Raw genomic sequence first — 23,569 nt, forward strand, 5'->3', positions numbered from 1 at the left:
CAGTAACGCAGCCAGCCAGTGAGTGGCAAACCCTCATCTTCGTCTGTCACAATATTATGCAAACAAACGCCCGAATCCTCAATTTGTAGGCTTATAGGACGCGATTAATTTGATGATTCTCTCCTGCTGTATAATTTCTTCGCGTAGCTCTCCAATGAACGGTTTCCGCTTTTCCAAATTGATTTAGTTTCATTCTCATGAGAATACACTCACCCTAGACTCATCAAACTTTAGAAAGAATAAAAATCGCCGAGCATAATGGCTGCCCGGCGGTTTTTTTGTTAGCGGTTTTCTTTTAGCCTTTCTTGTGGTTCACTATTAATGGAGCCGTCAGAGCGGACAGCCTCGGATTGGGCTTTGGGTCCTCGGATTTCAGCAGTTTTTCCAAAATCTTTTTCTTTGTTGCGAACCATGTGATGTCCTCCTCTTTGTGAAAGATGAAGATAGTATGACCCGGATGGGGCCAGAGAATGAGGACAGAATGAGGATAGGGAAAGGGTGGCAATTTCAATGGCGAAAAAACAACGAAAACCACAGCGTCAAGCAGAGACAATAACTACGGTAGACGCGAAAAGTGGATTGAACAGTTTGAAGGATATGCTGAATGCAGATGCGCTCGGAGCACTCAAGCAGCTTGAAAAAGACATGAAGACAGAAGGCGAGCGCAAAGCGATGGAAGCAGCCGAACAAAAGCGCCGGGAGCAGGAAGAACGCGAGCGCAACAAGGGCTTTGCTGAGCTTTTGGACGATTACGAGAAAAAAAGCGGAGGCAAGTACAGCTAATGCGAGATGGACGGCAAACGGACCGACCGGATACTTCCAAAAACGGTTTGATGAAAAAGCGTCAACAAGATATCAAGGACGAGTCCATCAAGGAACGGGGCCGAATGGTCCTCGGTCGATTGGGCAAAAAGGACCCGAAGAAGTGATTTTTTCCCTCTCATCCCCATATAGCTAGGAGTGAGGGGAGGGAGGTCATGGGGACAATCCTGCTCCTGTTTAGCCTCTTGTGCGTGGCGGTGGGTACCTGGAAGTTAATCGGGATCTACAAGGCAGAAAAGGCTGACAGCAAGCCGCTCTGGTGGACAGTCGCGAGCGTGGGGATTGCGCTTTTTTTTCTTTTGAAGCTGGTAACAGATACGTTGCCAACATAAACAAGCACCTGTAGCCAGAGAGCTTACAGGTGCTTGTTTTTTCCTTATTCGTAACGCAGTGCTTCGATTGGATCGAGCTTGGCTGCCTTATTGGCCGGATAAAGGCCGAAGAATATACCGATGGCACTGGAGAAGCCGAATGCGATAAACACGCTGTTCCAGGACATAAGCGGCGGCAACTGTGCAAAATAGGCGATGATCGAAGCAATACCAAGGCCAAACAACACCCCGATTAATCCACCGATCAAGCAGACGATGACCGATTCAATCAAAAACTGAATCAAAATATCTCGTCGGCGTGCCCCTAATGCTTTGCGAATCCCGATTTCGCGAGTACGCTCTGTCACGGATACGAGCATGATGTTCATAACGCCGACGCCACCAACCACGAGGGAGATTCCTGCGATGATACTGAAGATCAGCGTCAAGGTGCCCGTCATTTGATTAAACTGATCCATGGATTCTTGCATGCTGCGAACTCTGTAATGGTCTTCCTTTTGATGCTTGCGGCTCAAGTACTGTTTGACCTGCTGCATGGCTGGTTCGACAGAGGCTTTGTCGATTGCTTTTCCCATGATCATTTGGACAGAAGGCTCTTCCTGCAGGCTCATTTCGTAACGGATGGGAATAATCGCGCCATAGCTCGTTGCCATATCGAACTTGAACTTCTCTTCCGTGTACGTTCCAATTACGACGAGAGATTGATTCCCCCAGCGAACACGCTGACCAATCGGGCTCATTTGACCGAACAGCTTTTGGGCAAGAGCCTCCTCTAGGACGATGACGGCGCGTTGCTCTTTGTCATCGACCTCGGTGAAAAGTCGCCCTTTTGCCACCTTCAATGTTGATTGCATCGAAAAATAATCAGCAGTGGAGGCAGTGAGGTTGACGCGCTCTTCTTTTTTCGGACCCTTCAAATCAATCGTACTGGAGTTGGAAGGCACGATGTATTCGATGGCGGGACTAATCCTGCCGAGCACCTCGGTATCTTCTACGGTCATATCTTCTGAGGCTATCTCTTCTTTTGTCTCCCAATTGATGAAGACGTTAAACGTGTTCTGCCCGAACTTTTCCATCTCTTCGTTGATGGCTCTCTGTCCACCTTCACCGAGTGCCGTTACGACAATGACGGAGGTAATCCCGATGATGATCCCGAGCATGGTCAAGATCGAGCGCATTTTATTCGCCCAGATACCCTCCACGGCGGTGTTAAAGCTTTCCATAAAATTCATGTGACAATCACCTCGTCAGACGGCTTGGAGAATATCCGCTCCGTAACCTTTTCATCGCGAATGATCACGCCATCCTTGAAAGTCACAATCCGCTCAGCGTGCTGGGCGATATCCAATTCGTGGGTAACGAGAATGATCGTAACGCCCTGCGCATGCAGTTCCTGAAACATGGCCATGATTTCGACCCCGGAGCGGCTGTCCAGATTTCCCGTCGGTTCGTCTGCCAGCAGGATGGCTGGTTTATTGACTAGTGCTCTGGCAATCGCTACACGCTGTTTTTGACCACCGGATAGCTGGGTTGGTTTATGGTCCATGCGTTCAGCCAACCCCACCCGTTTGAGTGCTTCTGTAGCCCGTTTGCGCCGTTCTGAGCGGCTGACATTCGCGTACATCATCGGCAGCTCTACATTGTGCAAGGAGCTAGAGCGGGCGAGTAGATTAAACGATTGGAACACAAAGCCGATCTTTTGGTTGCGAACAACGGCGAGCTCCGTATCCTTCAGACTGCTAACCTCAATGCCGTCTAGCATGTACGAACCCGAATCTGGACGATCCAGGCAGCCCAGCATGTTCATAAACGTCGATTTCCCTGATCCTGATGGCCCCATGATGGCAACGAATTCGCCTTGTTCCACCAGCAGGGAGACACCTTTTAAGATGGGCAGTACGGTATCACCCGTCTTGTATGCTTTCGTCAAGCCTTCTACATGAAGCATCGTCGGCTGACCTCCTTCTTTACGTGTTACATACCCATTGGTGCGTCGCCACCACTCATTGGCATGATAGGAGCTCCTTCAGTCAGGGATTCGACAGGGCCTAAAATCACTTGCTCATCACCGTTAAGTCCAGACTTGACGTGAGTGAACAACTCATTTTCCATACCGGTTTCGACCTTTTGCTTTTTCGCAACACCATTAGCAGATACCCAGACAAAGGTACTGCCGTCAGCATCTTGCTGTATCGCTTCGATTGGCACTTGCATGGCATTATCGATTTTTTCCACGGAGATGTTGATGTCTACATGGAAGCCCGGCTTCAAAGCAGATAGATCTCCAGATGGCTTAAGGGTGACTTTGACGCGTGTTTTTTCACCTTGCCCCGACTTGGTGGCAGTAGTGGTCGCGGTTGGAGAGATGCGAGCTACTTCCGCATTCAGCTTTTTCTTTCCGAGTGTCACGCCTTCAATCGTGGCAGATTGACCGATTTTGAGCTTGTTGACATCGGATTCGTTGATGTCTGCTTCAATCAACAGATTGTTTAGATTGGCAAGGGTCAAGATTTCCGTTCCCTTGTTGACGTATTGACCGTTATCAGCTGCAACGCCAATGACGGTTCCATCCATAGGTGCCACGACGACACTTTGGACTCGTTCTTTATTCAGCTGTGCTTTTTCTACATTCAGCTTGTTGATTTGGGCTTGCTGAGCGGCAATGTCTTCCTTACGTGGTCCCTTTTGCTTGAGAGCGAGCTGTTGCTTGGCGACATTCAGCGTAGATAGAGCGCTATCCATTTGTGATTTCAACTTGTCCAGCTCTTGCTGGGTGGAAGCACCAGAAGCGAATAATTGATTCATCCGATCATATTCTCGCTTTGCCGCATCGTATTCACGCTGGGCTTGGGAGACACGTTCTTGGTCCTGTGCGACTTCTTCCGGCTCGTTGCCGATTTGTGCCTTGGCGAGGTTGGCTTTGGCCAATTCCATTTGCGCGTCCATCTCGAGGATTCGGCTATCGACATCGGACGTGTCGATTTTCGCGATCACTTGTCCCTTTTTCACCTTGTCACCTTCTTTGACGACAAACTCGCGTAAGGTTCCGGTGACGTTGGCGTACTGTTTGAGCTTGTCTTCTACGGTGACGAGCCCTGATGTCAAAACCTTGCTTTCCAAAGCTGATTTCGTTGGTGCGCCGATGTTGACAGGTATTCCCATAGCTTGTTGCGATCCCATCATGGAAAACGCAACGCCCCCGATGCCCAGGAGGACTACGACGGAACCGATGATCCACCATCGTTTTTTCATGTTCATTCTCCTTGCTTTGGTAAGAACCATATTATTTCATTGCTCGAAAGGTTTTTACGGTAGTACTGGAAAAAGGTAACATGAAATGCCGAATGTTCACATTTTGGACATAATTAAGCGCAGTTTGATACGTTTTGTCGGAAAGTTCTTTGCCGCCATTTGCCGTGATATCATAGATAAAGATGAGATGACGTTCCTCGGAGGGGAGCTATGAACAAAACGATTCGTTTTGATTACGCCAACGCTCGAGCCTTTGTCAAACAGCATGAGTGGGAGCAGCTTTCTCCAGCGATCGAAATTGCGCATCAAATGCTTCATGCAAGGACTGGACCTGGAAAAGATTATCTTGGGTGGGTCGATTGGCCGGAACAATACGACCGGGACGAGTATGAACGAATTCGCCAAGCGTCAAACCGGATTCAATCGCATTCGGATGTGCTTTTGGTGATTGGCATCGGAGGCTCGTATCTAGGCGCAAAAGCGGTGCTTGACATTTTGGGCCACAGCTTCTACAATTTGCTGCCGAAGTCAAAGCGACGTTCTCCGGAGATTTATTTTGTGGGCAACAATATTAGTCCGATTTATATCTCTCATCTGATGGACGTATTAGAAGGAAAAAATGTGTCCATCAACGTCATCTCAAAATCGGGCACGACGACAGAGCCAGCTATCGCATTTCGACTTTTTCGGGAATGGCTGGAAAAGAAGTATGGACGTGAAGAGGCCAAAAAACGAATTTACATTACGACCGATAAACAGCGGGGAGCCCTGAAAAAGCTGGCGGATGACGAAGGCTATGAGTGCTTTGTCATTCCAGATGATATCGGAGGGCGATATTCAGTCCTGACCGCGGTTGGATTGTTGCCGATCGCTGTAAGCGGGGCGAACATGGATGCACTCATGCAAGGGGCAAAGGATGCACGCGAACGTTACATGGTCATGGATTTGCGCGATAATCCGTGCTATCAGTATGCGGCGATTCGCAATGCACTCTATCGAAAAGGCAAGACTGTGGAGCTGTTGGTTAGCTATGAGCCGCAGTTTCGCTACTTTGCGGAGTGGTGGAAGCAGCTCTTCGGGGAATCGGAAGGTAAGGATGGCAAAGGGATTTTTCCGGCTTCTGCCGAGTTTTCAACAGACTTGCATTCGTTGGGCCAATACATACAGGACGGCATGAGGCATTTGTTTGAGACCGTTGTGTCTGTGACGAAGCCCGCTGTGGATTTGACAGTCCAGGAGGACCCCGCTGACGTCGATGGGTTGAATTTTTTGACTGGCAAACGAATGGGGTATGTCAATAAAAAAGCTTTCGAGGGAACGGTGCTGGCCCATGTGGACGGCGGTGTACCGAATCTGCTTGTGGAAATACCGGAGGCGACAGCTTACTATCTCGGTGGACTGATTTACTTTTTTGAAAAGGCATGCGGAATCAGCGGCTATTTGCTGGGCGTCAATCCGTTTGATCAGCCAGGGGTGGAGGCGTACAAAGCCAATATGTTTGCCTTGCTGGGCAAGCCAGGCTACGAGCGGCAGAAAGCGGAACTGGAGGCTAGATTGCGCGAGAATAAGACGTATTTGACCGTCGAGGAGACAGCTGCTTATTTGGAGCTTCCCGAGACGTTTATTATGGAAAAAATCAAGCAGGGTCGCATCCGTGCTGTCCATGACGGCAATGAGTACATCATCAACAAAGAGCAATTCAATCATCATCTGGAGGAAATTCGCAAGCTCCGGGAGTTCGAGGATGCCGCGCGTCATGACCCGATTCCAGAGAGCTACGATGTGAAGGATGAGGATTAACCAGCGGACGTGCTTGTCAGATGGTTGTAAAGAGGACTATACTTACAAAGGAATATCATAATAAACAAGCAACTTGGGGAGTCCTTCATGCGGGGCTGAGAGGATGGAAGCAATCGACCATCGACCCATTGCACCTGATCCGGATCATGCCGGCGCAGGGATACGGTTGCCGGCAGACTGCGCTTTTTGCTTATTGTTACCTATGCGTATGTAGCCCACCTTTTCCTGCTCAGGAACGGGTGGGCTTTTTGTTATGGAGTTATGCGTGGCTGTAGTGGAGAGAAGAATATTTCCAGTCTAGGCTCCAGGCTCCGTCCTGCTGGGGGGCTGGGACTGCCCGCTCCGAAGGGATTCGCGGGGAAACGCAAAAGTGGTAGCCGCTTCGTAGTCCGGGCACGTTGCGTTTCTTTTGCCCGCTCATCCCTTCTCCGCTCAGTAGGACTCCACAAGTCGCTACGTCTGGAAATATTCTTCTCTGGCGTAACTGATTGCGTTCTTCATTAATTAAAAATCTTTAAAAAATCGGATAACACGAAAAGCTCGTAGAGGAAACAGGAGAAATAAGCGAAGATCTTAGGGACACCGACCGGAGACGGAATGCAAAAAGCGAAACACGCTCTTAAGCGTCCACCTCTGAAAATGCATCCTGAAGAGACCACTTTGGACGCGGTTTCGCTTTTTGCTGGAGTCGTGCCGTCAATCCCGCAGGGGGTGGCCCTAGAAGCTGAGCGTTTTCTCCTGTTTCCTCCACACCACAACAGCAACGTACAAAGAGTTTTTTAAAAAAGACGTAATCGCAACTTAGTGAGGAGAGAAAAAAGATGAGTGATTGTCTGGTAGTGGGTGGAGGAATTATCGGATTGAGCTTGGCATACGAGCTGTCACGGCGCGGGGTGAGCGTTACCTTGGTCGAGCAGGGAGAATGGGGAGGTCAGGCGTCTTCCGCTGCGGCCGGAATGCTTGCTCCTTTGAAGGAATTCACGGCACCTGGACCGATGCTAGATTTGGGCATGGAGTCACTTGCGCTATACCCGGAATGGGCAGCGGAGCTGGAGGAATTGACTGGTGGAGACGTACAGCTAAGCCTGGAGGGGTTGCTGACCGTCGCGTTAAATGAGGAGGAAGTCCAACAGCTCGCAGACAAATACCGTTGGCAAAAAGAAGCGGGACATGCTGTGCATTGGCTCTCGAATACAGCGCAAGTGAAAGAGGTAGAGCCACTTCTGACCGATCAAGTGCAAGCGGCCATCTATTCGCCGTACGAAGGACACATTAACAATCGAATGCTTCTTCGCGCCTTGGCTACTGCTTGCCAATTGCAAGGAGTGAAGCTGTTATCTGGCTGCGTGGTGAGCGGCATTGCGGTAAAAGGTGGAAAAGTGATCGGAATCGAGACCTCTACAGGGTCACTGCGTGCCGCACAGACGGTGATTTCCTCGGGAGCGTGGGTTGGAATGATGCTTGCGATGCTGGGCATTTCCGTGCCGATTCGCCCTGTGCGCGGACAGATTGCGGCCGTTTCGTCCGTGGGCATCCCATTGCGAACGGTGATTTTCGGAACGACAGGCTACATCACTCCGAAAAAGGATGGAAAAATTGTCATTGGTGCGACTGAGGATGAGAGTGGCTTCCAGCGTGACGTCACAATGGCGGGGTTAGCTAGTATCCTGCAAGGGACCATGCCGTATGTTCCTGCGTTACACTCCGCTACCTTTTTGGAGGCTTGGGGAGGACTTCGACCTGCGACACAAGATGGCAAGCCGCTCTTGGGCCCCGTTCCTGGTTGGGAAGGTCTGTCGATCGCAGGTGGACATTTTCGCAATGGTATCCTGCTTTCCCCCGTCACGGCTAAATCGATGGCGGACTTTGTGGAAAAAGGGGAGACGGAGCACCTTTTGCCATTTTTACCTGCCCGCTTTCTGTAAATTGGGCTAGTCTCGCCTAGATTCCGGTAACCTCCCCATGGGCACTTGTATATGGTAATAAAGAAACACCAGAAGGGGAGGAGTTACCATGCAGTCTGATTCTGATAAAAACCTGTATCAGGCTGACATTCAGTTTGTCAGCCTGTTAAAGGATATGCGAGAGAATGTGCACAACATCTGCAAGGAGCACGTGGAGAAAAAAGTGCGCATCGAAGCAATTGACGGGCAAGTGTTTGAAGGCGTCATTGTCGATTATGATGATCAAAACGTATACGTAGAAGTTGTAGATCAGGATGCGGAGGAAGAAGAAGTTTTCGAAGAGTATGATTATGAGAATTATGAGGACTATGAGGACTACAATCCTTATCAAGTAATGGAAGTGGCCAATCGGCAGCCGTATGGAGGATGGGGGCACTATCCTGATTATTACTTTCAGTATGTGAGCTATAACCCGTATGCAGGTTATCCTCCCTATGGCGATCTCAGTCCATATGGAGGTAATCCATATTTTTCGCAGGCAAGTCCCTACGGCGATGAGTATAATCCATACAGTCAGGTCAGTCCTTTCGGCAGTTCCAACAACTCGCGGGTCAGTCCGTATAGCAGCAGTAATCGTCCCGCCCCCCAAGTCAGCCCGTATAGCACCAGCAATCGTCCACCCCAAGTCAGTCCGTATAGCGAGCAGAAGCCACAGGTGAGTCCTTGGGAGCAAAATATTTCGCCATTTCCACCATTCCCGCCGTATCCGCCCTTTTTTTGTCCGCCGCCGCCACCTCCACCGCCCTATGTTTTGCCAAAAGTTCAAGGGAGAAGACGGAAAAGATGCCGGAACGGACGTAAAATCATTCCATTGGCGCTCTTTACGCTCCTGACAATTGTCTTGATTTAATGGTGGGGAATTTACAAGCCTCTCAAGGCCATCACGGCTTAGGAGGCTTGCTGCTTTTTGTAGATGTGAGAGTACAACCTCGCCTTTTGTCATACACTACGAACAAAACGGTGAACGTTTCTCACAGAATAAATAAAGGCAGGGATTGACGATGAAACAAATAAACAGCAGCTTGCCAGGCACGCGGGCGACATTTGGCTATTTTCGTGAAGCGCTTCAGCCGCACTTTACATTATCCAACTGGGATTATGAGCAAGGGTACTTCGACCGGGCGTTGGATGACAAGAACACGGTCTTTTTGCGCTTGCCTGTCAAAGTATTGCAAGGTGAGCTCGACAGCCCGGATGCATGGCTGGAACTCGGACGGCCGTTTGTGATCAGGCATGTGTACCAGACTGGGGTAGAGGAAGATATCGGCTACATGGAGCCGCTCGCTTCGGGTTTGATGAATCAGTTTCAGGAGCCGGTAGACAAGGACGCAGAGATTGATTCGAGATGGATTCGAAAAGCAGAGGCAATTGTCAAAGAGCTGGAGAATCGCCTCGCGTGAGACAGGCCGTCGAAAGGCCTGTTTTTTTCTTGACCATGGCAGGGAAAATATGGGTGGCCAAAGAATGGTAGCACATGGAAAAGCGAGGTGGAAATATGGCCTGGTACCATGCAGTGGCGAAATGGTATTGGAAAATCCGCAAGCCTCTCACCTTAGGTGTCCGTGTCATTGTAACGGATGTAGAAAAGGGAGTCTTGTTAATTCGGCATACGTATGTCCATGGCTGGTATTTGCCGGGAGGAGGAGTAGAGCGAGGAGAGTCGTTTGGGGATGCTGCTCGCAGGGAGTTGTGGGAGGAGTGCGGAATACGAGCGGACGGACTTACCCTCTGCCATCTTTTTTACAGTGAGCGGGAAGGGAAACGAGACCACATTGCCTTGTATCATTTTGACCTCACGTCCGGTCAAGAATTGAGTAAGGATGACAAAGAAGTAGCGGAAATGCGCTTTTTTGCTTGGGATGAGCTTCCTGAGGAAATATCACCAGCTACAGAGAGGCGTTTATCTCAATTTCGCAAGCAGTCTTTTCAGAGTGACCGCTGGTGACAAGTGGGATTTTATGCAAGTCGATTTTTCCTATGGTATAGTGAAGACAAACAACAGAGCGTGCAAGACCGCTTGTAAGGATAAAAGTGAGGGCAGACCAGCATGAAGATTGCGACTGTACTGCGAAATGATGATTACACACGAGAAGTGGAACATGCCTTAAAAGAAAAGCTGCAAGCAGCCAATAGCCCGTTTACCTTCGTCAAGGGGCCGGCTGAACAACCGGATATGGTGTTGTCCATCGGGGGAGATGGGACGCTTTTGGAGGCTGTACATCAATACGGAATCGAGCCGTCCTATGTAGGGATTCACACGGGACACCTTGGCTTTTATGCGGACTGGCGTCCCGAGGAGCTGGACGAATTCGTCGAGCGACTGTTAAACGAAGAGCCTCTGATCGCGGAATATCCAACGGTCCAATGCAGGATCAGCACAAGGGAAGGTAAGCAGTACGAAAAGTGGGCGCTGAATGAAATGGTTTTGCGCAACGCGAATTTGTCTACATTGGTGACATGTGTCTATATAAACGGCGATGAGCTGGAGACATTTCGTGGTGATGGCTTGATTGTATCGTCACCGTCCGGAAGTACAGCTTATAACAAAGCCGTGGATGGAGCGATTGTTCATCCGTCCATTGAGGCGATTCAATTGTCCGAGATCGCTTCGATCAATAACCAAGCGTATCGGACCATCAACAGCTCGCTCGTATTGCCGAAGCATCATGAAGTAGAGCTGATTGTCATGAATCCCGAGATTATGATTGGATTGGACCGCGAGCAGGCGGTATGGAGAGATGTGCGTTCCATTCGGTGCCGAGTGGGACCAGACAAAGTAAAATTCGCTCGCTACAAACGATTGACGTTTTGGGGGCGGGTTCGCAATTCGTTTATTTCCGGATAGAGAAAGCGTTGGGGAGGGAAACCAAATGAAAAAAGTAGGAGCACTGCAAACCATTTTCCGTCATCCTGTCAAAGCAATGCGAGGGGAAGAGCTAGCATCAAGTACGGTCGATGAATTTGGCTTGTATGGAGACCGTGCCTATTATTTTTGGGACAATGCCCGGCAAGGTAAGTATCTCAGTGCGGATGTCGTGCCCGCTCTCATAGGGTATCATGCCAGCATGAGCGAAGGGACAGGAAAAGAAGCGTATCCGCCGATTCGGATCGAAGCCCGGGATGGCAGTGTACATAAGTGGGATGATGCTTTATTTGCTCATGTCGCGGAGACGGCGAATCGCTCCATTACACCTATGATTAGTAGTCCGCAAGAAGGCGGTGTGAACTGGGAAGACCACATTCTCCTGGTTACGGATGCTTCTCTTAGAGAGATCGCGCGGCAGATTGGCTCAGAGCAGGTAGATCCACGACGCTTTCGGGGGAATTTGGTCGTTGTCCTGGAGGATGATGAGCCGTTCGCGGAAGATAAATGGTTGGGCAAACAGATCAAAATCAATGATGTGACCTTGCAAGTCAATAAGCACTGCGAGCGCTGTGTTTATGTCAATATCGACCCAGATACGCTGACGATGACTCCTGCCGTATTGAAGGCATGCGTCAAGCGTCACAATAATCACTTCGGCGTGTATGCTTCAGTTGTCAAGACAGGCAGTGTGTCGCAAGGAGATGACGTTTTTTTAGTTGAGATTGGGAGTGAAGGAGAATGATCGCAAGCCCTCTGGAAAAGGTTCGTAGCTACGTACAACGCTATGACTCGAGCATCGAGCCGATATTGTTTGAACAGCCGTTGCCTACGTCCGAAGTGGCTGCACAGGCATTAGGTGTCGAGATCGGCCAAATCGCAAAGTCGATCTTGTTTCGGGTGGATGAGCAGTTCGCCTTGTTCGTGGCAGCAGGAGATGTACGAGTCCATCCCAAGCAAGTGAAGGCGGCGTTTGGTCAAGGAAAGCCAAAGATGGCTAAGCCGGAAGAGGTAGAAAAAATGACGGGCTTCCGTGTCGGAGCAGTTTGTCCGTTTGCTTTGCAGGAGGAAGTGCCTGTCTATGTGGATCGCTCCTTAAAGCGCTTTTCTGTGGTTTATACGGCGGCAGGTATCGCAGAATCACTTTTACCAGTCTCTTATGAGGCATTGCTAAAAATGACAGGGGCGAAGGAAATCGATGCGGCTTCGCCAGAAGGGAATCCAGAATGAAAAAATATGCAGTCTCTATCTCAGTAGCAGCAATAGTCGTAGTCGCGGGTCTTACCGTATTCGGAGGTTCTAACCAAACGACTGCAATTGAAAACAGCATTTCACATGAGAAAGAACAAAAAATGAACCATTCTGATTCTGCGTTTAAAAATATGACAACCAAAACGTACCTGAGTAATTACAACAGCATAAGAGACGAATTAGCTGAAAAGGGTATTCACGCGTTGCCATTTGCGCTTGAACTAGAGAAGAAAACAAACTTCTATCGCTTTTATTATCCAAAGCAAGAAAATTCGGCAAACGAAAAAGCGATATGGGTAAGCGTTATGCTGAGCGGTGATCAAAAAACAATAGACGGTATCATGTATGAAGGGGTTCCTGACGTTCATACAGTGAAGGCGATGATTCAAGCGACTGGACTTACCTGGACGCCGGAGTTGGATCAGTTCATTGCAAATACCAACGTTGCAAAAACACCAAAAGAAATGGTTGTTTCCGGTGTGAAAGTAACGATCGAAGGAACGCCAGCACAAATAAAAGTAATGGTTGACCCCGTGAAATTAGAAGCTCCGAAAAAATTATAATCTTGAACGAAAAAAGTGGTTGGCAGGAGGTTATCGCTGCTCAACCACTTCTTGTTTTCGGCTATAGCTTATCCGTAATGAACTGACTCGCGTTTCTGAACGATTTGGAATAGCTTCATATAAAAAACGGCACTCAACAGAGAGCATAGCAAGATGAACGCGAAAACACCAATAGGCATGATCCACTCCGAAAGAATGACGGTTACGGGAGCGAGGAAGCGGCCGAGCGAGTACTGCAGGTTAGAGGCGCCCATGTACTGTCCTCGTGCATGTTCTGGTGCGTATTTGCTGACGAAGCTCTGCTCGACCGGCGTTCGCATTACTTCCCCTACTGTAAAAATGACCACGCATCCGAACAACAGCCATGCATTCGTCGTGAATCCCACCAAAAACATGCCCATGCCAAACAGCAGGGAGGACAAGAGGAAGACATTCCGGTCGCTCCAGTTCTCAAACCATTTGGTAACAGGCAGGGCGCACAGAACAAACAGAAGGCCGCTTATTCCCAGCATCCATCCGAAAATTTCTGTACTGCTAAGCGAGAGCGACCATGCTTTCCACGAGAGCAGTGTCTGCGCTGGGACGAATTCTTTTACATAGACGGCCAAAAATAAATCGAGCTGCACGATTGCGATGGTAATCAGCATGCCTGCGAAAATATAGATAGCAAAGGCTTTGTCGCGTAGAATGACGGTGTAGCTCTGCCATTGCTCCTTCATAACAGAAGGGAAATGGATGGAGGCGACAGAGCTTTTTACAGACTGTGGCAGTGTCTCTCTCACATGGAGCCAGATCGCAATCGAATACAAAAAAGTGACAAGCGCACAAGTCCATAGCAGCTCACTGCGGTATTGAAAGAAAAAGATGGCCCCCAACGCGGGTCCCAATACGGCGCCAATGTTCATGGCTGTAACGAAGGTAGCGAATATTCTGCGTCTGTCTTTTTCGGAGGTGAGATCAGCGACCATCGCAGAACTCGCCGGGCTGTATACCGCTTTGCCAAGCCCGATTCCAATAAACGCAAGATAATCGATCCAAGAAGAGAGGGAGAAGGCAAACAGGACAAACATGCCTGCCTGCAAAAACGCTCCTGACAGCATGACATATCGACGACCAAATCGGTCAGCCAAATAGCCGCCAAAAAGATTGCCGATCATACTCATAATCGGTGGCACTGTCATGAGTAACCCGGCAACATTTTTGCCAAAGGTATCACTAAAGTGGAGAGTAAGAAAGGGAAAGTACATCCAAAACAATAGGTTGAAAAGCGTCTCACCGATCAATCTGGTCTTCAGGTTCAGATCCCATGACAGCCATTGCACAGCAGGGTTACCTCCTGTTTTTGATTCCCTGGCCAGGTACACCTACTTTAGTGCAAATTTTCAAAAAGATATAGACTTATAATCATCCGTCAGTTACACTAATATCATAAGGGCTAAGGGATTAGACCCTGGCTTAAGATGTGCCACTTTTCGATATTCGCTTCCTACATAACAAATAAGCCGACACTTCCTTGTGAAAAGGGTGTCGGCTTTTCGTATGCTGTTACTTGACCATCCATTGATAGAAATGAACGTCGTGCCACTCTCCGAATTTAAATCCCACCTCTTGAAACCTCCCAGCCAATGAAAACCCGAACTTCTCATGCAGCTTCACGCTGGCGTCATTGCCCCCTACGATTCCGCTCACGATCGTATGGTATTCGAGTTGTCTGGCACGCTCCAAAATCGCACTCATCAAGGTCGTGCCGACACCTTTCCCGCTTTGATCGGGGGCGATATAAATAGACAGCTCGGTCGATTTTTGATAGGCGGGTTTCTCACGGAAAACGGACAGGCTGCAATAGCCGATCACGTTCCCTTCGTATTCGGCGACGATGATCGGATGTCTGTCACCGTGCTTGTGAAACCACACTTCGCGCTGGGCCAAGGTCTGTGGCTCCAAGTCAAATGTCGCAACCAGATTTTCTACCGCGTAGTTGTAAATAGCGAGCATTGCAGGTAGGTCACTCAGAACTGCGTCTCTGATCTGTAGCATGATATTCTCTCCTCATGTTGGTTGGTAGGACTTGTTGAACTTGTTCGAACTTCTTCTAGCGTACGGCCTCGTAAACCTGCCGCAGGTTTGTAAATCCATGTGATTTTGCTTTCACCAAATACTTCGCCCAGAGCGTACCAGCGGCAACAGCGTCACAGTAAGCGTGATGCCTGCGTGAGATCGGGATGTCGTGTGCTGCACAGAGGGCGTCCAGCGAACCGTTGCCAATCGGATTGCTCAACAATCGGATGAGTAGCATCGTATCCAGCATGCGGTGGGTAAACGAACGCCGGCTCGTTTTCCAAAGTCCAGATCGTAAAAATTCACGCTCATGGCGAGAGTGATGGGCAACGAGTGGACGATCTCCAACAAATTGAAAAAAACGGGACAAAGCCTCTAGCAGCTCGGGAGCATCGGCAACCATATCATCGGTAATCCCGGTGAGAGAGCGGATGTGTGGAGGAATCGCCCGACCGGGATTGACCAACGTATAAAAAGAATCGCCGAGGAGGAGGTGCTCTCCTCTCATGGCGACGGCTCCCATCGATATAATCGCGTCTCCGTGATCGGGATAAAAACCGGTCGTTTCCAGATCGACGACGACAACCTCCAGATCGTGCAAAGGAATATCGGCACTGGAATCGACTGGTTTATTCGTTTTGGAGATGGAGCGCAAATAGGCGATGTGCTGTTTGTCATCTGCTATATCTGGCATAGCCCGGCTCATATGCCAAATGCGACCGAATAAGTCCCATTTTGCCACGCAATCTCCTCCTATCCCCCAAAAACGGACGGGAGCTTTTCTGTCATTTTTTGCAGGCGGATCGCCAGCTTCATGGATTGTCGTACCATCACTTGGGTGTCAGGAGAAAGCTCCCCTAGTTTGATATAGCTATTACTGGTGTATTGTCCATCTTCCCAATGGAGAGGAGCAATCAGGCGCAAACCTTGAATTTGCCGGAAGTACGCGGCTACCTCGTCACAAAAGCTTTTGCTCCAGACTCCTTTTTCACCGAGTAGATCCAATCGTTCCAAGGTAGAGCTGGCAAAGATGCCGTGCGCCAAGGCGAAATGCCGTACGCAATTCACTAGTGGCAAATAAATGCCGTACTTCACATTGATGGCGCCGCGGAAGCGTCCATGGACTTCAGGTAAAACTCTGCCGAATATTCCGAGTGGTACCCGATAATGCAACGTATTGCTTACCAGTCGATTCAGCAAAAAGGCGTTCCCTGCAAGCAATTGGCGGAAGCGGTCATGGACAGGAGTAAAAATGGCCGATTCGCCCCATAAGACACGCACATCACTTGCGAGCAGTAAATAACGAGCGTTCTCCCAGATGGGGTGAGAGACCCATCTGTCTATTTGGTCCAGCCATTGTTCGGTGCTACCTCGCCATTTTGGGGAGAGGCAAGTGACATTCCCTTGGCAGGGAGGATAACCGGCTACCTCCAGACCAGCAACGATTGTCGCCCCCAGTAATTGAAAGTAACCATGTATCTTTTCTGTTTCCTGTTCGCCTAGATGATCTGGCAGTTGATAGACGAGGCCGTTATCCTGATCGCTGATGAGTGCTTGCTCTGACCGACCTCCACTGCCGAATTGCAGAAAGGCAAAGGGGACGGGAGGGGTACCCAAGCCCCTTTTGGCAAGGTCGTTCACTGCGAGGAGTACCCCTTGTCGGATAAGATTGTCGTGAATCAGATTGACGACAATGGAAAAGGGAGCCAGTTCCCCTGCGCGATTCAATGAACGCAACGGAGAAGGGTCCAACAATTCTCGTCGCAATAAGGCCAGCTCGCCAAAGGAGTCAACATTCCGTATTTTTTCCACTTGTTCAGGTGAGAGAGTGAGAGGTGCTGGTTTGGGTAGATGTAGCCGGTCGTACGCGTTCAGGCTGGAGTAGTTCGGGATAGCCGTATCCCCCATGTTCGCTAAGGTCAAGACCAACCACCTCTTCCTCTTCAGTGACTCGCAGGCCAATGGTTACTTTTAACACATACAAAATGATGATGGCTACGACGAAAACGTAGAGCGCGGAGCCAGCCAAGCCCAACGCTTGAACCCCTAACTGATGCAGGCCGCCGCCATAAAACAGCCCAGGACCGCCTACGCCGACCTTTTCGGCAAGCTCTGGAGTAGCGAATAAACCCGTGGACAACGTTCCCCAAATACCAGCCACCCCATGCACGGAAAAAGCGAAGACGGGATCATCAATCCCCATGCGATCAAACCAAATGGATGTATAAAATGTAAGAATACCTGACACAGCACCGATCACAACAGCTGCCCACGGATCGACGAAGGCGCAGGATGCTGTAATTGCGACGAGAGCAGCGAGGACGCCGTTGAGCATACTTGGAATATCTGCTTTCCCCATGACGATCCAGGAGATAGTGAGAGCGGCGACAGCGCCTGCTGCGGTAGCGAGATTGGTTGTGACGGCGATATAGCCGAAAAATCCAGATGTACTGCCGAGCGTGGAGCCGGCGTTAAAGCCGAACCAGCCGATCCAAAGAAACAGGACACCTAAGACAGAGTAGACTTGGTTGTGACCAGGAATCAGATTGGAGCTGCCGTCGCGATTGTATTTTCCAATGCGAGGCTTCAAAAGGATAGTGGCGACAAGTGCGACGATGGCACCTTGGAGATGGACAACTGTAGAACCAGCGAAGTCTTGCATCCCGAGTTGTGCCAACCAACCGCCGCCCCATACCCAGTGACCGACGACAGGATAGATGAGGACAGTAAACAGTACGCTGAAAATAAAATAAATGGACAGCTTGGCACGTTCGGCGAAACCACCCCAGGCGATCGCGAGTGAAACGGCTGCAAAAGCGAGCTGAAAGAGGAAGAGAATCGAGATAGGCACAGTTGCAGCGGAAAAAGCGGAGAAAGCGTCTTTTTGCAAGCCGTCAAAAAAGAATCCGGAAAGTCCGACGAAAGAGTTGCCGTCTCCAAATGTCAGACCAAAGCCAAACGCCCAAAAGGCAATCGAGCAGATGCCGAAGGTAAGGACCGTTTTGCCTGCGACGTGACCAGCGTTTTTCATGCGAGTAGAGCCAGCTTCCAGCAGGGCGAATCCAACCTGCATGAGAATGACCAGAATGGCCGAGACCATGACCCATGTGGCGTCAATGGCAGACGAGAGACTTGCGACAGTAGGTTCCATCCATCCACCTCTTATCTGTGTCAGATAACCTGACACTATTTTTATTTATGTCAGATTATATGACATTGAAATTTCGGTTGCAATTGTTTTTTTGCAAATAATAAGAAAATAACGATGGTAGGTATCACCAGAGCTTCGATACTGAATGATATAATAGCTTCTTGAAATCATCACAAAGGGTAAGGGAGACATATGTACACAATCAGCAGATTTTCTCAGCTTTGCAAAATGAGTCCGCGCATGTTGCGACACTATGACAAGGAAGAACTTTTGAAGCCCTTGCATGTCGATGAAACAAATGGATACAGATACTATGAAAAGAGTCAATTAGAAACGGCATTACTTATCAATAAGTTGAAAGAATACAGATTTTCTCTGCCAGAGATTAAAACGATCCTTCAGACATCCGACAGGAAATTTTTTATCGAATTCATCCACTCGAAAATAAATGAACTGTCCAATGAGGTGAATCGTTATAGACAGATCATTGCAGAAATGCAGGAGATGATTGAAAAAAAGGAAGATATCATTCGAGGAAAGAGAAGAACGTACGATATATTGCTCGGAATGAGAAAGGAAGTAAGTATCATCAGTCAAAGCTTGCAAATTCATATTGCGGACATGGACAAGTACATTGATTCTATATACGCGCAAGCGGAAGAAAATCATATTCAGTTACTTGGTGCTCCGTCTGTTTTGTTTTTAGATGAAGAATTCACCCCTGACAACAGTAATATTGAGTTGATGATCCCGATCATTCATGAGAACGGCTGCAATACATCAAGCGAATGGCAAATCAAACAGCTCCCCGAGCAGTTTATTGCTACTACTTTGCATTTCGGAAGTTATGACGATATCGGATACGCGCATATGGCACTTGAAGAGTGGGCAGATAGCAACGGCTACCGTCTGGATGGTCTGCCTTACGAAACCTACTTGAAAGGCCCAGAATGTGACAGCCCTGCCTGTGAGTATGTGACACAGATCAGTTTTCCTATCATGAAAAAAGCGAGACAATAACTGCTTGACCTTGACACTATGTCAAGGCTTACTCTACTTTTGCGGGAAAGCTACCAGAACAAGAGGGGATTATGAAATGAAGAAGATAATGGTACTGTGCTCAGGGGTTGTCTTAACAGCTGGGATCTTAATGGGGTGTATGCCAAGTAAGGCCGAGGAGAGTCAAAACATGAAAAAACAATACGTAGGCAAATACACAATGCCGGATGAAAAAAGCAAGCATGAAGGTACGTGGTTAGTATGGCCGCATAACTTTACGTATGGGAAAGGTTATCAAGAAGAGGTTGAGTCCATTTGGATCGAGATGACAGCTGCCTTAAGTGAAGGGGAAAATGTCCATATTGTCGCTTATGATGAATACGAAAAGGACTATATTTATGATCTTCTGTATGAGGAAGGTATCCATATGGACAAAATCGACTTCTACATTGCTCCTACGGACGATGTATGGTCAAGGGACACTGCGCCGATTTTTGTATACGACAAGGATAAGAACTTGAAAATGATGGACTGGGGATTTAACGGATGGGGCAAGAAAACGCCGTATAAAAAAGATGCATTACTTTCAAGCAAGCTAAGCAAGCAAACAGGAATGGAACGAATTGATTTGAATGAGCTTGTTCTTGAAGGTGGAGCGTTTGAATTGGACGGGAATGGTACATTTTTATCGACACGCAGTGCTGTTACGAATAAAAATAGAAATCCCAAATTTTCAGAAGCAAATGTTGAGAAGTATATGAAAGAATATCTTGGTGCGACGAATTTTATTTGGCTAGATGGTGTACCAGGCCTCGATATTACAGATTTTCATATTGATGGTTTTGCCAAATTTTATGATCAGTCAACGATTATTACGATGAAGGAAGAGGATTTAGAGGAATGGGGTGTCTCGAATAAGGATATCCAAACATTGCTGAAGGCGAAGAATGCCTTGGGTAAGCCGTATAAGTACGTGAATTTACCAATCAGTAAGCACAATGTCATTTTAGAGAATGGAAAGGACTTGGGATACAAAGGCTCCTATGTGAATTTCTATATTGGGAATACCGTTGTCCTAGTGCCGAATTATCATGATCCGAATGACAAAATCGCAAACGAGATCATCCAAAAGCTATACCCTGACCGTGAAGTGATTGGCATTGATGTCAGAGAGCTTTATAAACATGGTGGGATGATTCATTGTGTGACACAACAACAGCCAGTTGAAATGTAGGAAAACAAAAAGCCGTTGATTCCTTGAAGGAGGAAAAAACGGCTTTTTGGTATGAAAAAAGCTACTTATGCAGATGAGGATTGGTGTTGTTCCGTTGGTTTTTGTTTTTCAATCAGAAAGCCTGCGAAGCTCATGACAGCGAGGAATAGTCCACTAACGAAAAAAAGCTGCTCGACGGGCCATTTGCCCATCCAGATTGCACCGAGGCTGCTGGACAATGTGCAAAAGAAAGTGAACATGAGCATGTTGATCGCAAAAATTTTGCCTGTACTGTTGCTGGATGCTTTGATTTGAATGGCAGTCACGGTCGGGATACCAATGAGCGGTCCTCCGATCCCTGCCACGGCTGCTCCGAGGAAGGCAATCCAGTGAGCGGTACCTCCTGCCGTAAGCAACAGGAACCCGACTGCCTGAAACACCCAACCAATCATAATCACAAACAAATAGCGAGTGTAGAACGATCGCGCCATGTACAGGCTTCCTAGCAAGTTCCCGATCCCGTAAAAGCCCAACAAGACAGCTAATGTACTTCCGTTTCCTTGCTGCATGCGTTCGGCCATGAATGGGAAGCCCACCGTGTAAGTGACCTGCCAGACGAGAAAGCCCATATTGCTAAAGAGAAGAATCAAGAACAGAGCACGATTTTGTTTTAGCTCCTGTAAACCTGCGGCAATATCCCGGGCGTACTGCCTGGGTGTCATTTTCGTAGGAGATACCCCTCGTTGATCGGTCAACGAAATACGGATGGCATAAAGGAACAAGACGGAAATCAAATAGCTGCCTGCGTTCACAAAAAACAAAGTAGACAGCGGCATAATCGAAGCGACCAGTCCAATTGACATTGGCGCAATAATCCGAATCGTTCGGAAAGTCGTATCCAAGATGGCATTTGCTCGCCCTAGCTGCTCTTGGGGAACCACTGATTTGAGTGCAACGGTTCGCGCTGGCTGAAACAGACTGGAGAACAACCCCAACAAGAATTGGGCTGCCAGAAAAAAAGCAAACTCTTCCACACCCATGTAGACCAGGATGCCAACCGTGATCGCGACAAGAATTCGAGCAACATCCGCACCCACCATGAGCATGCGCGGGCTGTACCGATCAGCCATGACTCCGCCGACGAGGTAAAACATGAGACCCGCCACCATTTCCGGGATTGCGAGCAGGCTGAGCACCGTACCCGATTTGGTTGCTTGGAGCAAATACCAGAGTAATGCGAAGCTGTAGCAATGATCACCGATGCTTGCTGTCATTTGCGCAAGCCAAAGCTTGAGGAACGAACTGTTTTTCCATAAAGATGGGGATGAATCCACGTTGACCCTCTCCGTCCTGCTGACTGCGGTAAAATGAATGTGACCATAGCGTAGCAAGGCGAAGAGGGAAAGTAAAGAACTCAAGCTTGAGAGGTTACATTTAATTTACCCGTCCTCAAAACAAAGAGAAGATAGGCGATAAGAAAAGTGAAGGTGGCGAAGGTGCTGACCCCCGCGAATCCAAAAATAGAATACAAATTGCCTGCGAAAGAAGAGGCAATGAAAGTTCCGATGTACATACAGGCGTTGGCCAAGCTCGATATGGTACCGCGCGAGGTGTCGGACAATGATTGCAAGTACCCCATCAGGACAGGCACGAGTACACCGCCGAAGCAGTACATGAAGAAGAGGACAACCTGCAAAAAGCCGACTCCCGGTATGTAAGGCAAAACAAGATAGAGCAGGGCGCTACCCAGAAACCCAACGGTCAAAATCGTATTTGTCTTCCAACGCTCGAGTAACCAACCGCTGAGTAAGCTGCCAACGGTGTTGCCAAGCCCGATAACGAAAGTGATCAAGCCAATTTGGGTAACGGATTGCTGATATTGATCGGAAAGCCATACGCCATAGAATGAAAAGACTGCATAGACACCCGTCATGAAAACGAAATAGCCGATAAAGCTGCGTGAAGCTTGAGGCAGTCGCAACAGATCCATGTAACGTGCAAAAATAGCCACCCGGGCGTTGTTTGTTCCAAGTCCGGCTATGGCGGTAGGAGGCAATAAATCGGGAAGTTTTCGGATGATGAGTACAAAAGCTCCGAGAGAAGCAATTCCTACAGCCAAAAAAGGAAACGACCAATGATAAGCGGACAAAAAACTGCCTATAGGTACACCGATCACTTGGGAAACCGAAAGACCTGCCATGACAATCCCCATAGCTTTTCCGATACGAGCAGGGGGAAACAAAACAGGAATGGCAGCCCACACTTGAGGACCGATAAAGGCAGAGAAGGTCCCGGCAAGAAAGCGAAAGAAGAGCATCGCGGCGAAACTAGGTGCAAAGGCGCATGCAAGTGTGGAAAGTGCAAATCCGAGCATACCGAATGCCATCACATGTTTCCTGTTTCGATTATCGGATAGCGGACCGGCGACTAAAGCGGTCAAAGCAAATCCGAAAGCATACGTTCCGATCAGCCAGGCTGCCTGGTTAGTGGATACGTGATATAACTCTCGCAAGGTTGGCAGCAGTGGGCTAATGATAAATGTATTCGTACCTATCAAAAACATGGTGAAGAAAAAGATCATCAAAAATAGGCGTTCCATAAAAAATCTCTCCTCGTTGTTTTATAATTCTATAGTTAAATAACTTTTGAACTGATGAGCAAAAAAAGGATACCAATCACAAGGTATCTAAAAAGCCAGGCAATATTTGATCGAAGGTTTCTTTATATATGCTCATGTACCGTGCTTGTCCATCCTTTCTGACTTTGATCAGTCCTGCCTCTCGAAGTGTCTTGAAATGATAAGAGGCATTGGACTTGGAGGTGTCGCAGGTAAAGCCTACTTCTGTACAATTTAGCTCGTTGCCGGAATGATACAAGGTCTTTAAAATGGCTAGCCTTGTCTCATCTGCCAACGCTTTAAAAATCTTGATTCGCTTTTCGGTTAGTTCAAGTTGTTCAATATTCATAAAACCATCTTACTAAGGAAACTCTATCCAGGCAACCATTTCATTCCTTTTATTTTTGATTCTTCCTATTTTCGTTGTTGTGTTGATGCTGATAGGATGATCCTTGGTTGTCTTCAGTATGCGTATCATCCGCAACTGTACTGCTGGTAAGCCCTGCAACAGCCAAGCCTTTTTGATTCAAGTTTTTGGCACTTTTGAATTTGGACATGGTACAACCCCCTGTTCGATAATGGATGCTTTCTTAAGATGTCTTGTTTCGAAAGGGAGTAGTCATCCTCATTTTCCTAGGTGAGAGTTGAGGTATACTATAAAAAAACGTGCGTGCGTCAGGAGGA

Annotated in this window: 27 protein-coding genes, 1 pseudogene and 1 riboswitch; of the genes and pseudogenes, 15 read left to right on the forward strand and 13 right to left on the reverse strand. The window is 48.3% G+C overall.

What is annotated here, in order from left to right:
• Positions 1–281: 281 nt before the first annotated feature.
• Complete coding sequence (gene sspK / locus HP398_RS12430; RefSeq protein WP_007724732.1) at positions 282–413, reverse strand: small acid-soluble spore protein K; 132 nt, start codon at positions 411–413, stop codon at positions 282–284.
• A 97-nt stretch (positions 414–510) separates the two neighbouring features.
• On the opposite strand from sspK, the gene HP398_RS12435 reads away from it, so the two are divergent.
• From HP398_RS12435 to HP398_RS12445, 3 genes are read left to right on the forward strand one after another with little or no spacing between them, the layout of a single operon-like run.
• Positions 511–783 carry a DUF3886 domain-containing protein gene (locus HP398_RS12435; protein ID WP_173622722.1) on the forward strand — a complete coding sequence of 91 codons (273 nt, stop codon included), beginning with the start codon at positions 511–513 and terminating at the stop codon, positions 781–783.
• The gene (locus tag HP398_RS12440) at positions 783–929 is read left to right on the forward strand and encodes a hypothetical protein (protein WP_007724729.1); all 147 of its coding nucleotides are present in this window, start codon (positions 783–785) and stop codon (positions 927–929) included. Before HP398_RS12435 ends, HP398_RS12440 begins: the two co-directional genes overlap by 1 nt.
• Positions 930–977: 48 nt before the next feature.
• A complete protein-coding gene (locus HP398_RS12445) occupies positions 978–1,154 on the forward strand; it encodes a hypothetical protein (protein WP_007724726.1) in 177 nt (58 codons plus the stop codon).
• 44 nt (positions 1,155–1,198) lie between these two features.
• Here HP398_RS12445 and HP398_RS12450 read toward each other — a convergent pair whose 3' ends face one another.
• From HP398_RS12450 to HP398_RS12460, 3 genes are read right to left on the reverse strand one after another with little or no spacing between them, the layout of a single operon-like run.
• On the reverse strand, positions 1,199–2,386 hold the full coding sequence (locus HP398_RS12450) for an ABC transporter permease (RefSeq protein ID WP_017250003.1): 1,188 nt from the start codon (positions 2,384–2,386) through the stop codon (positions 1,199–1,201).
• Complete coding sequence (locus HP398_RS12455; protein ID WP_007724719.1) at positions 2,383–3,102, reverse strand: ABC transporter ATP-binding protein; 720 nt, start codon at positions 3,100–3,102, stop codon at positions 2,383–2,385. The genes HP398_RS12450 and HP398_RS12455 overlap by 4 nt, the downstream gene beginning before the upstream one ends.
• A 26-nt stretch (positions 3,103–3,128) precedes the next feature.
• Positions 3,129–4,406 carry an efflux RND transporter periplasmic adaptor subunit gene (locus HP398_RS12460; protein WP_173622723.1) on the reverse strand — a complete coding sequence of 426 codons (1,278 nt, stop codon included), beginning with the start codon at positions 4,404–4,406 and terminating at the stop codon, positions 3,129–3,131.
• Between the two features lie 210 nt (positions 4,407–4,616).
• Between HP398_RS12460 and HP398_RS12465 the strand changes: the two are divergent.
• The 10 genes and pseudogenes from HP398_RS12465 to HP398_RS12505 form a co-directional block, all read left to right on the forward strand.
• Positions 4,617–5,966 (forward strand): annotated as a pseudogene (locus HP398_RS12465) (glucose-6-phosphate isomerase); the annotation flags it as partial.
• A gap of 15 nt (positions 5,967–5,981) precedes the next feature.
• Positions 5,982–6,206, forward strand: a complete 225-nt coding sequence (locus HP398_RS31375; protein ID WP_328141112.1) for an excisionase family DNA-binding protein — start codon at positions 5,982–5,984, stop codon at positions 6,204–6,206.
• Between the two features lie 64 nt (positions 6,207–6,270).
• Positions 6,271–6,387: riboswitch (TPP riboswitch) on the forward strand.
• A gap of 640 nt (positions 6,388–7,027) precedes the next feature.
• Complete coding sequence (gene thiO / locus HP398_RS12470; RefSeq protein ID WP_173622725.1) at positions 7,028–8,131, forward strand: glycine oxidase ThiO; 1,104 nt, start codon at positions 7,028–7,030, stop codon at positions 8,129–8,131.
• A gap of 88 nt (positions 8,132–8,219) precedes the next feature.
• Positions 8,220–9,020, forward strand: coding sequence for an LSm family protein (locus HP398_RS12475; protein ID WP_017250008.1), 801 nt, complete (start codon positions 8,220–8,222; stop codon positions 9,018–9,020).
• A gap of 151 nt (positions 9,021–9,171) precedes the next feature.
• Complete coding sequence (locus HP398_RS12480; protein ID WP_017250009.1) at positions 9,172–9,570, forward strand: YugN-like family protein; 399 nt, start codon at positions 9,172–9,174, stop codon at positions 9,568–9,570.
• A 74-nt stretch (positions 9,571–9,644) separates the two neighbouring features.
• Positions 9,645–10,115 carry an NUDIX domain-containing protein gene (locus HP398_RS12485; protein ID WP_238144642.1) on the forward strand — a complete coding sequence of 157 codons (471 nt, stop codon included), beginning with the start codon at positions 9,645–9,647 and terminating at the stop codon, positions 10,113–10,115.
• Positions 10,116–10,217: 102 nt separating this feature from the next.
• Positions 10,218–11,015, forward strand: coding sequence for an NAD kinase (locus tag HP398_RS12490; protein ID WP_017250011.1), 798 nt, complete (start codon positions 10,218–10,220; stop codon positions 11,013–11,015).
• 25 nt (positions 11,016–11,040) lie between these two features.
• A complete protein-coding gene (locus HP398_RS12495; protein ID WP_173622726.1) occupies positions 11,041–11,778 on the forward strand; it encodes an MOSC domain-containing protein in 738 nt (245 codons plus the stop codon).
• Entirely contained in the window at positions 11,775–12,263 is a 489-nt protein-coding gene (locus tag HP398_RS12500) for a YbaK/EbsC family protein (protein WP_173622727.1), read from the forward strand. Before HP398_RS12495 ends, HP398_RS12500 begins: the two co-directional genes overlap by 4 nt.
• Entirely contained in the window at positions 12,260–12,847 is a 588-nt protein-coding gene (locus tag HP398_RS12505) for a hypothetical protein (protein ID WP_017250014.1), read from the forward strand. The genes HP398_RS12500 and HP398_RS12505 overlap by 4 nt, the downstream gene beginning before the upstream one ends.
• Positions 12,848–12,915: 68 nt before the next feature.
• Here HP398_RS12505 and HP398_RS12510 read toward each other — a convergent pair whose 3' ends face one another.
• The 5 genes from HP398_RS12510 to HP398_RS12530 all read right to left on the reverse strand — a co-directional run bounded on the left by HP398_RS12510 (position 12,916) and on the right by HP398_RS12530 (position 18,056).
• A complete protein-coding gene (locus HP398_RS12510; protein ID WP_017250015.1) occupies positions 12,916–14,169 on the reverse strand; it encodes an MDR family MFS transporter in 1,254 nt (417 codons plus the stop codon).
• Between the two features lie 223 nt (positions 14,170–14,392).
• Positions 14,393–14,884: a GNAT family N-acetyltransferase gene (locus tag HP398_RS12515; RefSeq protein WP_106833713.1), complete on the reverse strand. Its 492-nt coding sequence runs from the start codon at positions 14,882–14,884 to the stop codon at positions 14,393–14,395.
• A gap of 55 nt (positions 14,885–14,939) precedes the next feature.
• Positions 14,940–15,647 carry an exonuclease domain-containing protein gene (locus HP398_RS12520; RefSeq protein ID WP_017250017.1) on the reverse strand — a complete coding sequence of 236 codons (708 nt, stop codon included), beginning with the start codon at positions 15,645–15,647 and terminating at the stop codon, positions 14,940–14,942.
• A gap of 11 nt (positions 15,648–15,658) precedes the next feature.
• Positions 15,659–16,813, reverse strand: a complete 1,155-nt coding sequence (locus HP398_RS12525) for a DUF294 nucleotidyltransferase-like domain-containing protein (RefSeq protein WP_254476058.1) — start codon at positions 16,811–16,813, stop codon at positions 15,659–15,661.
• Positions 16,722–18,056, reverse strand: a complete 1,335-nt coding sequence (locus HP398_RS12530; protein ID WP_173622728.1) for an ammonium transporter — start codon at positions 18,054–18,056, stop codon at positions 16,722–16,724. Before HP398_RS12530 ends, HP398_RS12525 begins: the two co-directional genes overlap by 92 nt.
• A 192-nt stretch (positions 18,057–18,248) precedes the next feature.
• Here HP398_RS12530 and HP398_RS12535 point away from each other — a divergent pair, with 192 nt between their 5' ends.
• Positions 18,249–19,076 carry a MerR family transcriptional regulator gene (locus HP398_RS12535; RefSeq protein WP_173622729.1) on the forward strand — a complete coding sequence of 276 codons (828 nt, stop codon included), beginning with the start codon at positions 18,249–18,251 and terminating at the stop codon, positions 19,074–19,076.
• Positions 19,077–19,206: 130 nt separating this feature from the next.
• The gene (locus HP398_RS12540) at positions 19,207–20,289 is read left to right on the forward strand and encodes an agmatine deiminase family protein (RefSeq protein ID WP_371736742.1); all 1,083 of its coding nucleotides are present in this window, start codon (positions 19,207–19,209) and stop codon (positions 20,287–20,289) included.
• Between the two features lie 65 nt (positions 20,290–20,354).
• Here the strand turns inward: HP398_RS12540 and HP398_RS12545 are convergent, their stop codons facing one another.
• From HP398_RS12545 to HP398_RS12560, 4 genes are all read right to left on the reverse strand, one after another.
• Complete coding sequence (locus HP398_RS12545) at positions 20,355–21,602, reverse strand: MFS transporter (protein ID WP_173622731.1); 1,248 nt, start codon at positions 21,600–21,602, stop codon at positions 20,355–20,357.
• Positions 21,603–21,682: 80 nt separating this feature from the next.
• Entirely contained in the window at positions 21,683–22,867 is a 1,185-nt protein-coding gene (locus HP398_RS12550; RefSeq protein ID WP_173622732.1) for an MFS transporter, read from the reverse strand.
• A 76-nt stretch (positions 22,868–22,943) separates the two neighbouring features.
• A complete protein-coding gene (locus HP398_RS12555) occupies positions 22,944–23,234 on the reverse strand; it encodes an ArsR/SmtB family transcription factor (RefSeq protein WP_017250024.1) in 291 nt (96 codons plus the stop codon).
• 49 nt (positions 23,235–23,283) lie between these two features.
• The gene (locus HP398_RS12560; protein WP_017250025.1) at positions 23,284–23,442 is read right to left on the reverse strand and encodes a hypothetical protein; all 159 of its coding nucleotides are present in this window, start codon (positions 23,440–23,442) and stop codon (positions 23,284–23,286) included.
• Positions 23,443–23,569 lie beyond the last annotated feature (127 nt).

Source organism: Brevibacillus sp. HB1.4B, assembly GCF_013284285.1.
Taxonomy (GTDB): domain Bacteria; phylum Bacillota; class Bacilli; order Brevibacillales; family Brevibacillaceae; genus Brevibacillus; species Brevibacillus porteri.

Excerpts from the sequence above, each read along its gene's own strand:
- HP398_RS12525 (WP_254476058.1), bottom strand. The coding sequence starts at position 16,813 with ATGGGGGATACGGCTATCCCGAACTACTCCAGCCTGAACGCGTACGAC.
- HP398_RS12490 (WP_017250011.1), top strand. The coding sequence starts at position 10,218 with ATGAAGATTGCGACTGTACTGCGAAATGATGATTACACACGAGAAGTG.
- HP398_RS12480 (WP_017250009.1), top strand. The coding sequence starts at position 9,172 with ATGAAACAAATAAACAGCAGCTTGCCAGGCACGCGGGCGACATTTGGC.
- HP398_RS12530 (WP_173622728.1), bottom strand. The coding sequence starts at position 18,056 with ATGGAACCTACTGTCGCAAGTCTCTCGTCTGCCATTGACGCCACATGG.
- HP398_RS12515 (WP_106833713.1), bottom strand. The coding sequence starts at position 14,884 with ATGCTACAGATCAGAGACGCAGTTCTGAGTGACCTACCTGCAATGCTC.
- HP398_RS12535 (WP_173622729.1), top strand. The coding sequence starts at position 18,249 with ATGTACACAATCAGCAGATTTTCTCAGCTTTGCAAAATGAGTCCGCGC.
- HP398_RS12435 (WP_173622722.1), top strand. The coding sequence starts at position 511 with ATGGCGAAAAAACAACGAAAACCACAGCGTCAAGCAGAGACAATAACT.
- HP398_RS12485 (WP_238144642.1), top strand. The coding sequence starts at position 9,645 with ATGGAAAAGCGAGGTGGAAATATGGCCTGGTACCATGCAGTGGCGAAA.
- thiO (WP_173622725.1), top strand. The coding sequence starts at position 7,028 with ATGAGTGATTGTCTGGTAGTGGGTGGAGGAATTATCGGATTGAGCTTG.
- sspK (WP_007724732.1), bottom strand. The coding sequence starts at position 413 with ATGGTTCGCAACAAAGAAAAAGATTTTGGAAAAACTGCTGAAATCCGA.
- HP398_RS12440 (WP_007724729.1), top strand. The coding sequence starts at position 783 with ATGCGAGATGGACGGCAAACGGACCGACCGGATACTTCCAAAAACGGT.
- HP398_RS12475 (WP_017250008.1), top strand. The coding sequence starts at position 8,220 with ATGCAGTCTGATTCTGATAAAAACCTGTATCAGGCTGACATTCAGTTT.
- HP398_RS12505 (WP_017250014.1), top strand. The coding sequence starts at position 12,260 with ATGAAAAAATATGCAGTCTCTATCTCAGTAGCAGCAATAGTCGTAGTC.
- HP398_RS12555 (WP_017250024.1), bottom strand. The coding sequence starts at position 23,234 with ATGAATATTGAACAACTTGAACTAACCGAAAAGCGAATCAAGATTTTT.
- HP398_RS12460 (WP_173622723.1), bottom strand. The coding sequence starts at position 4,406 with ATGAAAAAACGATGGTGGATCATCGGTTCCGTCGTAGTCCTCCTGGGC.
- HP398_RS12540 (WP_371736742.1), top strand. The coding sequence starts at position 19,207 with ATGGGGTGTATGCCAAGTAAGGCCGAGGAGAGTCAAAACATGAAAAAA.
- HP398_RS12500 (WP_173622727.1), top strand. The coding sequence starts at position 11,775 with ATGATCGCAAGCCCTCTGGAAAAGGTTCGTAGCTACGTACAACGCTAT.
- HP398_RS12445 (WP_007724726.1), top strand. The coding sequence starts at position 978 with ATGGGGACAATCCTGCTCCTGTTTAGCCTCTTGTGCGTGGCGGTGGGT.
- HP398_RS12550 (WP_173622732.1), bottom strand. The coding sequence starts at position 22,867 with ATGGAACGCCTATTTTTGATGATCTTTTTCTTCACCATGTTTTTGATA.
- HP398_RS12495 (WP_173622726.1), top strand. The coding sequence starts at position 11,041 with ATGAAAAAAGTAGGAGCACTGCAAACCATTTTCCGTCATCCTGTCAAA.
- HP398_RS12560 (WP_017250025.1), bottom strand. The coding sequence starts at position 23,442 with ATGTCCAAATTCAAAAGTGCCAAAAACTTGAATCAAAAAGGCTTGGCT.
- HP398_RS12450 (WP_017250003.1), bottom strand. The coding sequence starts at position 2,386 with ATGAATTTTATGGAAAGCTTTAACACCGCCGTGGAGGGTATCTGGGCG.
- HP398_RS12455 (WP_007724719.1), bottom strand. The coding sequence starts at position 3,102 with ATGCTTCATGTAGAAGGCTTGACGAAAGCATACAAGACGGGTGATACC.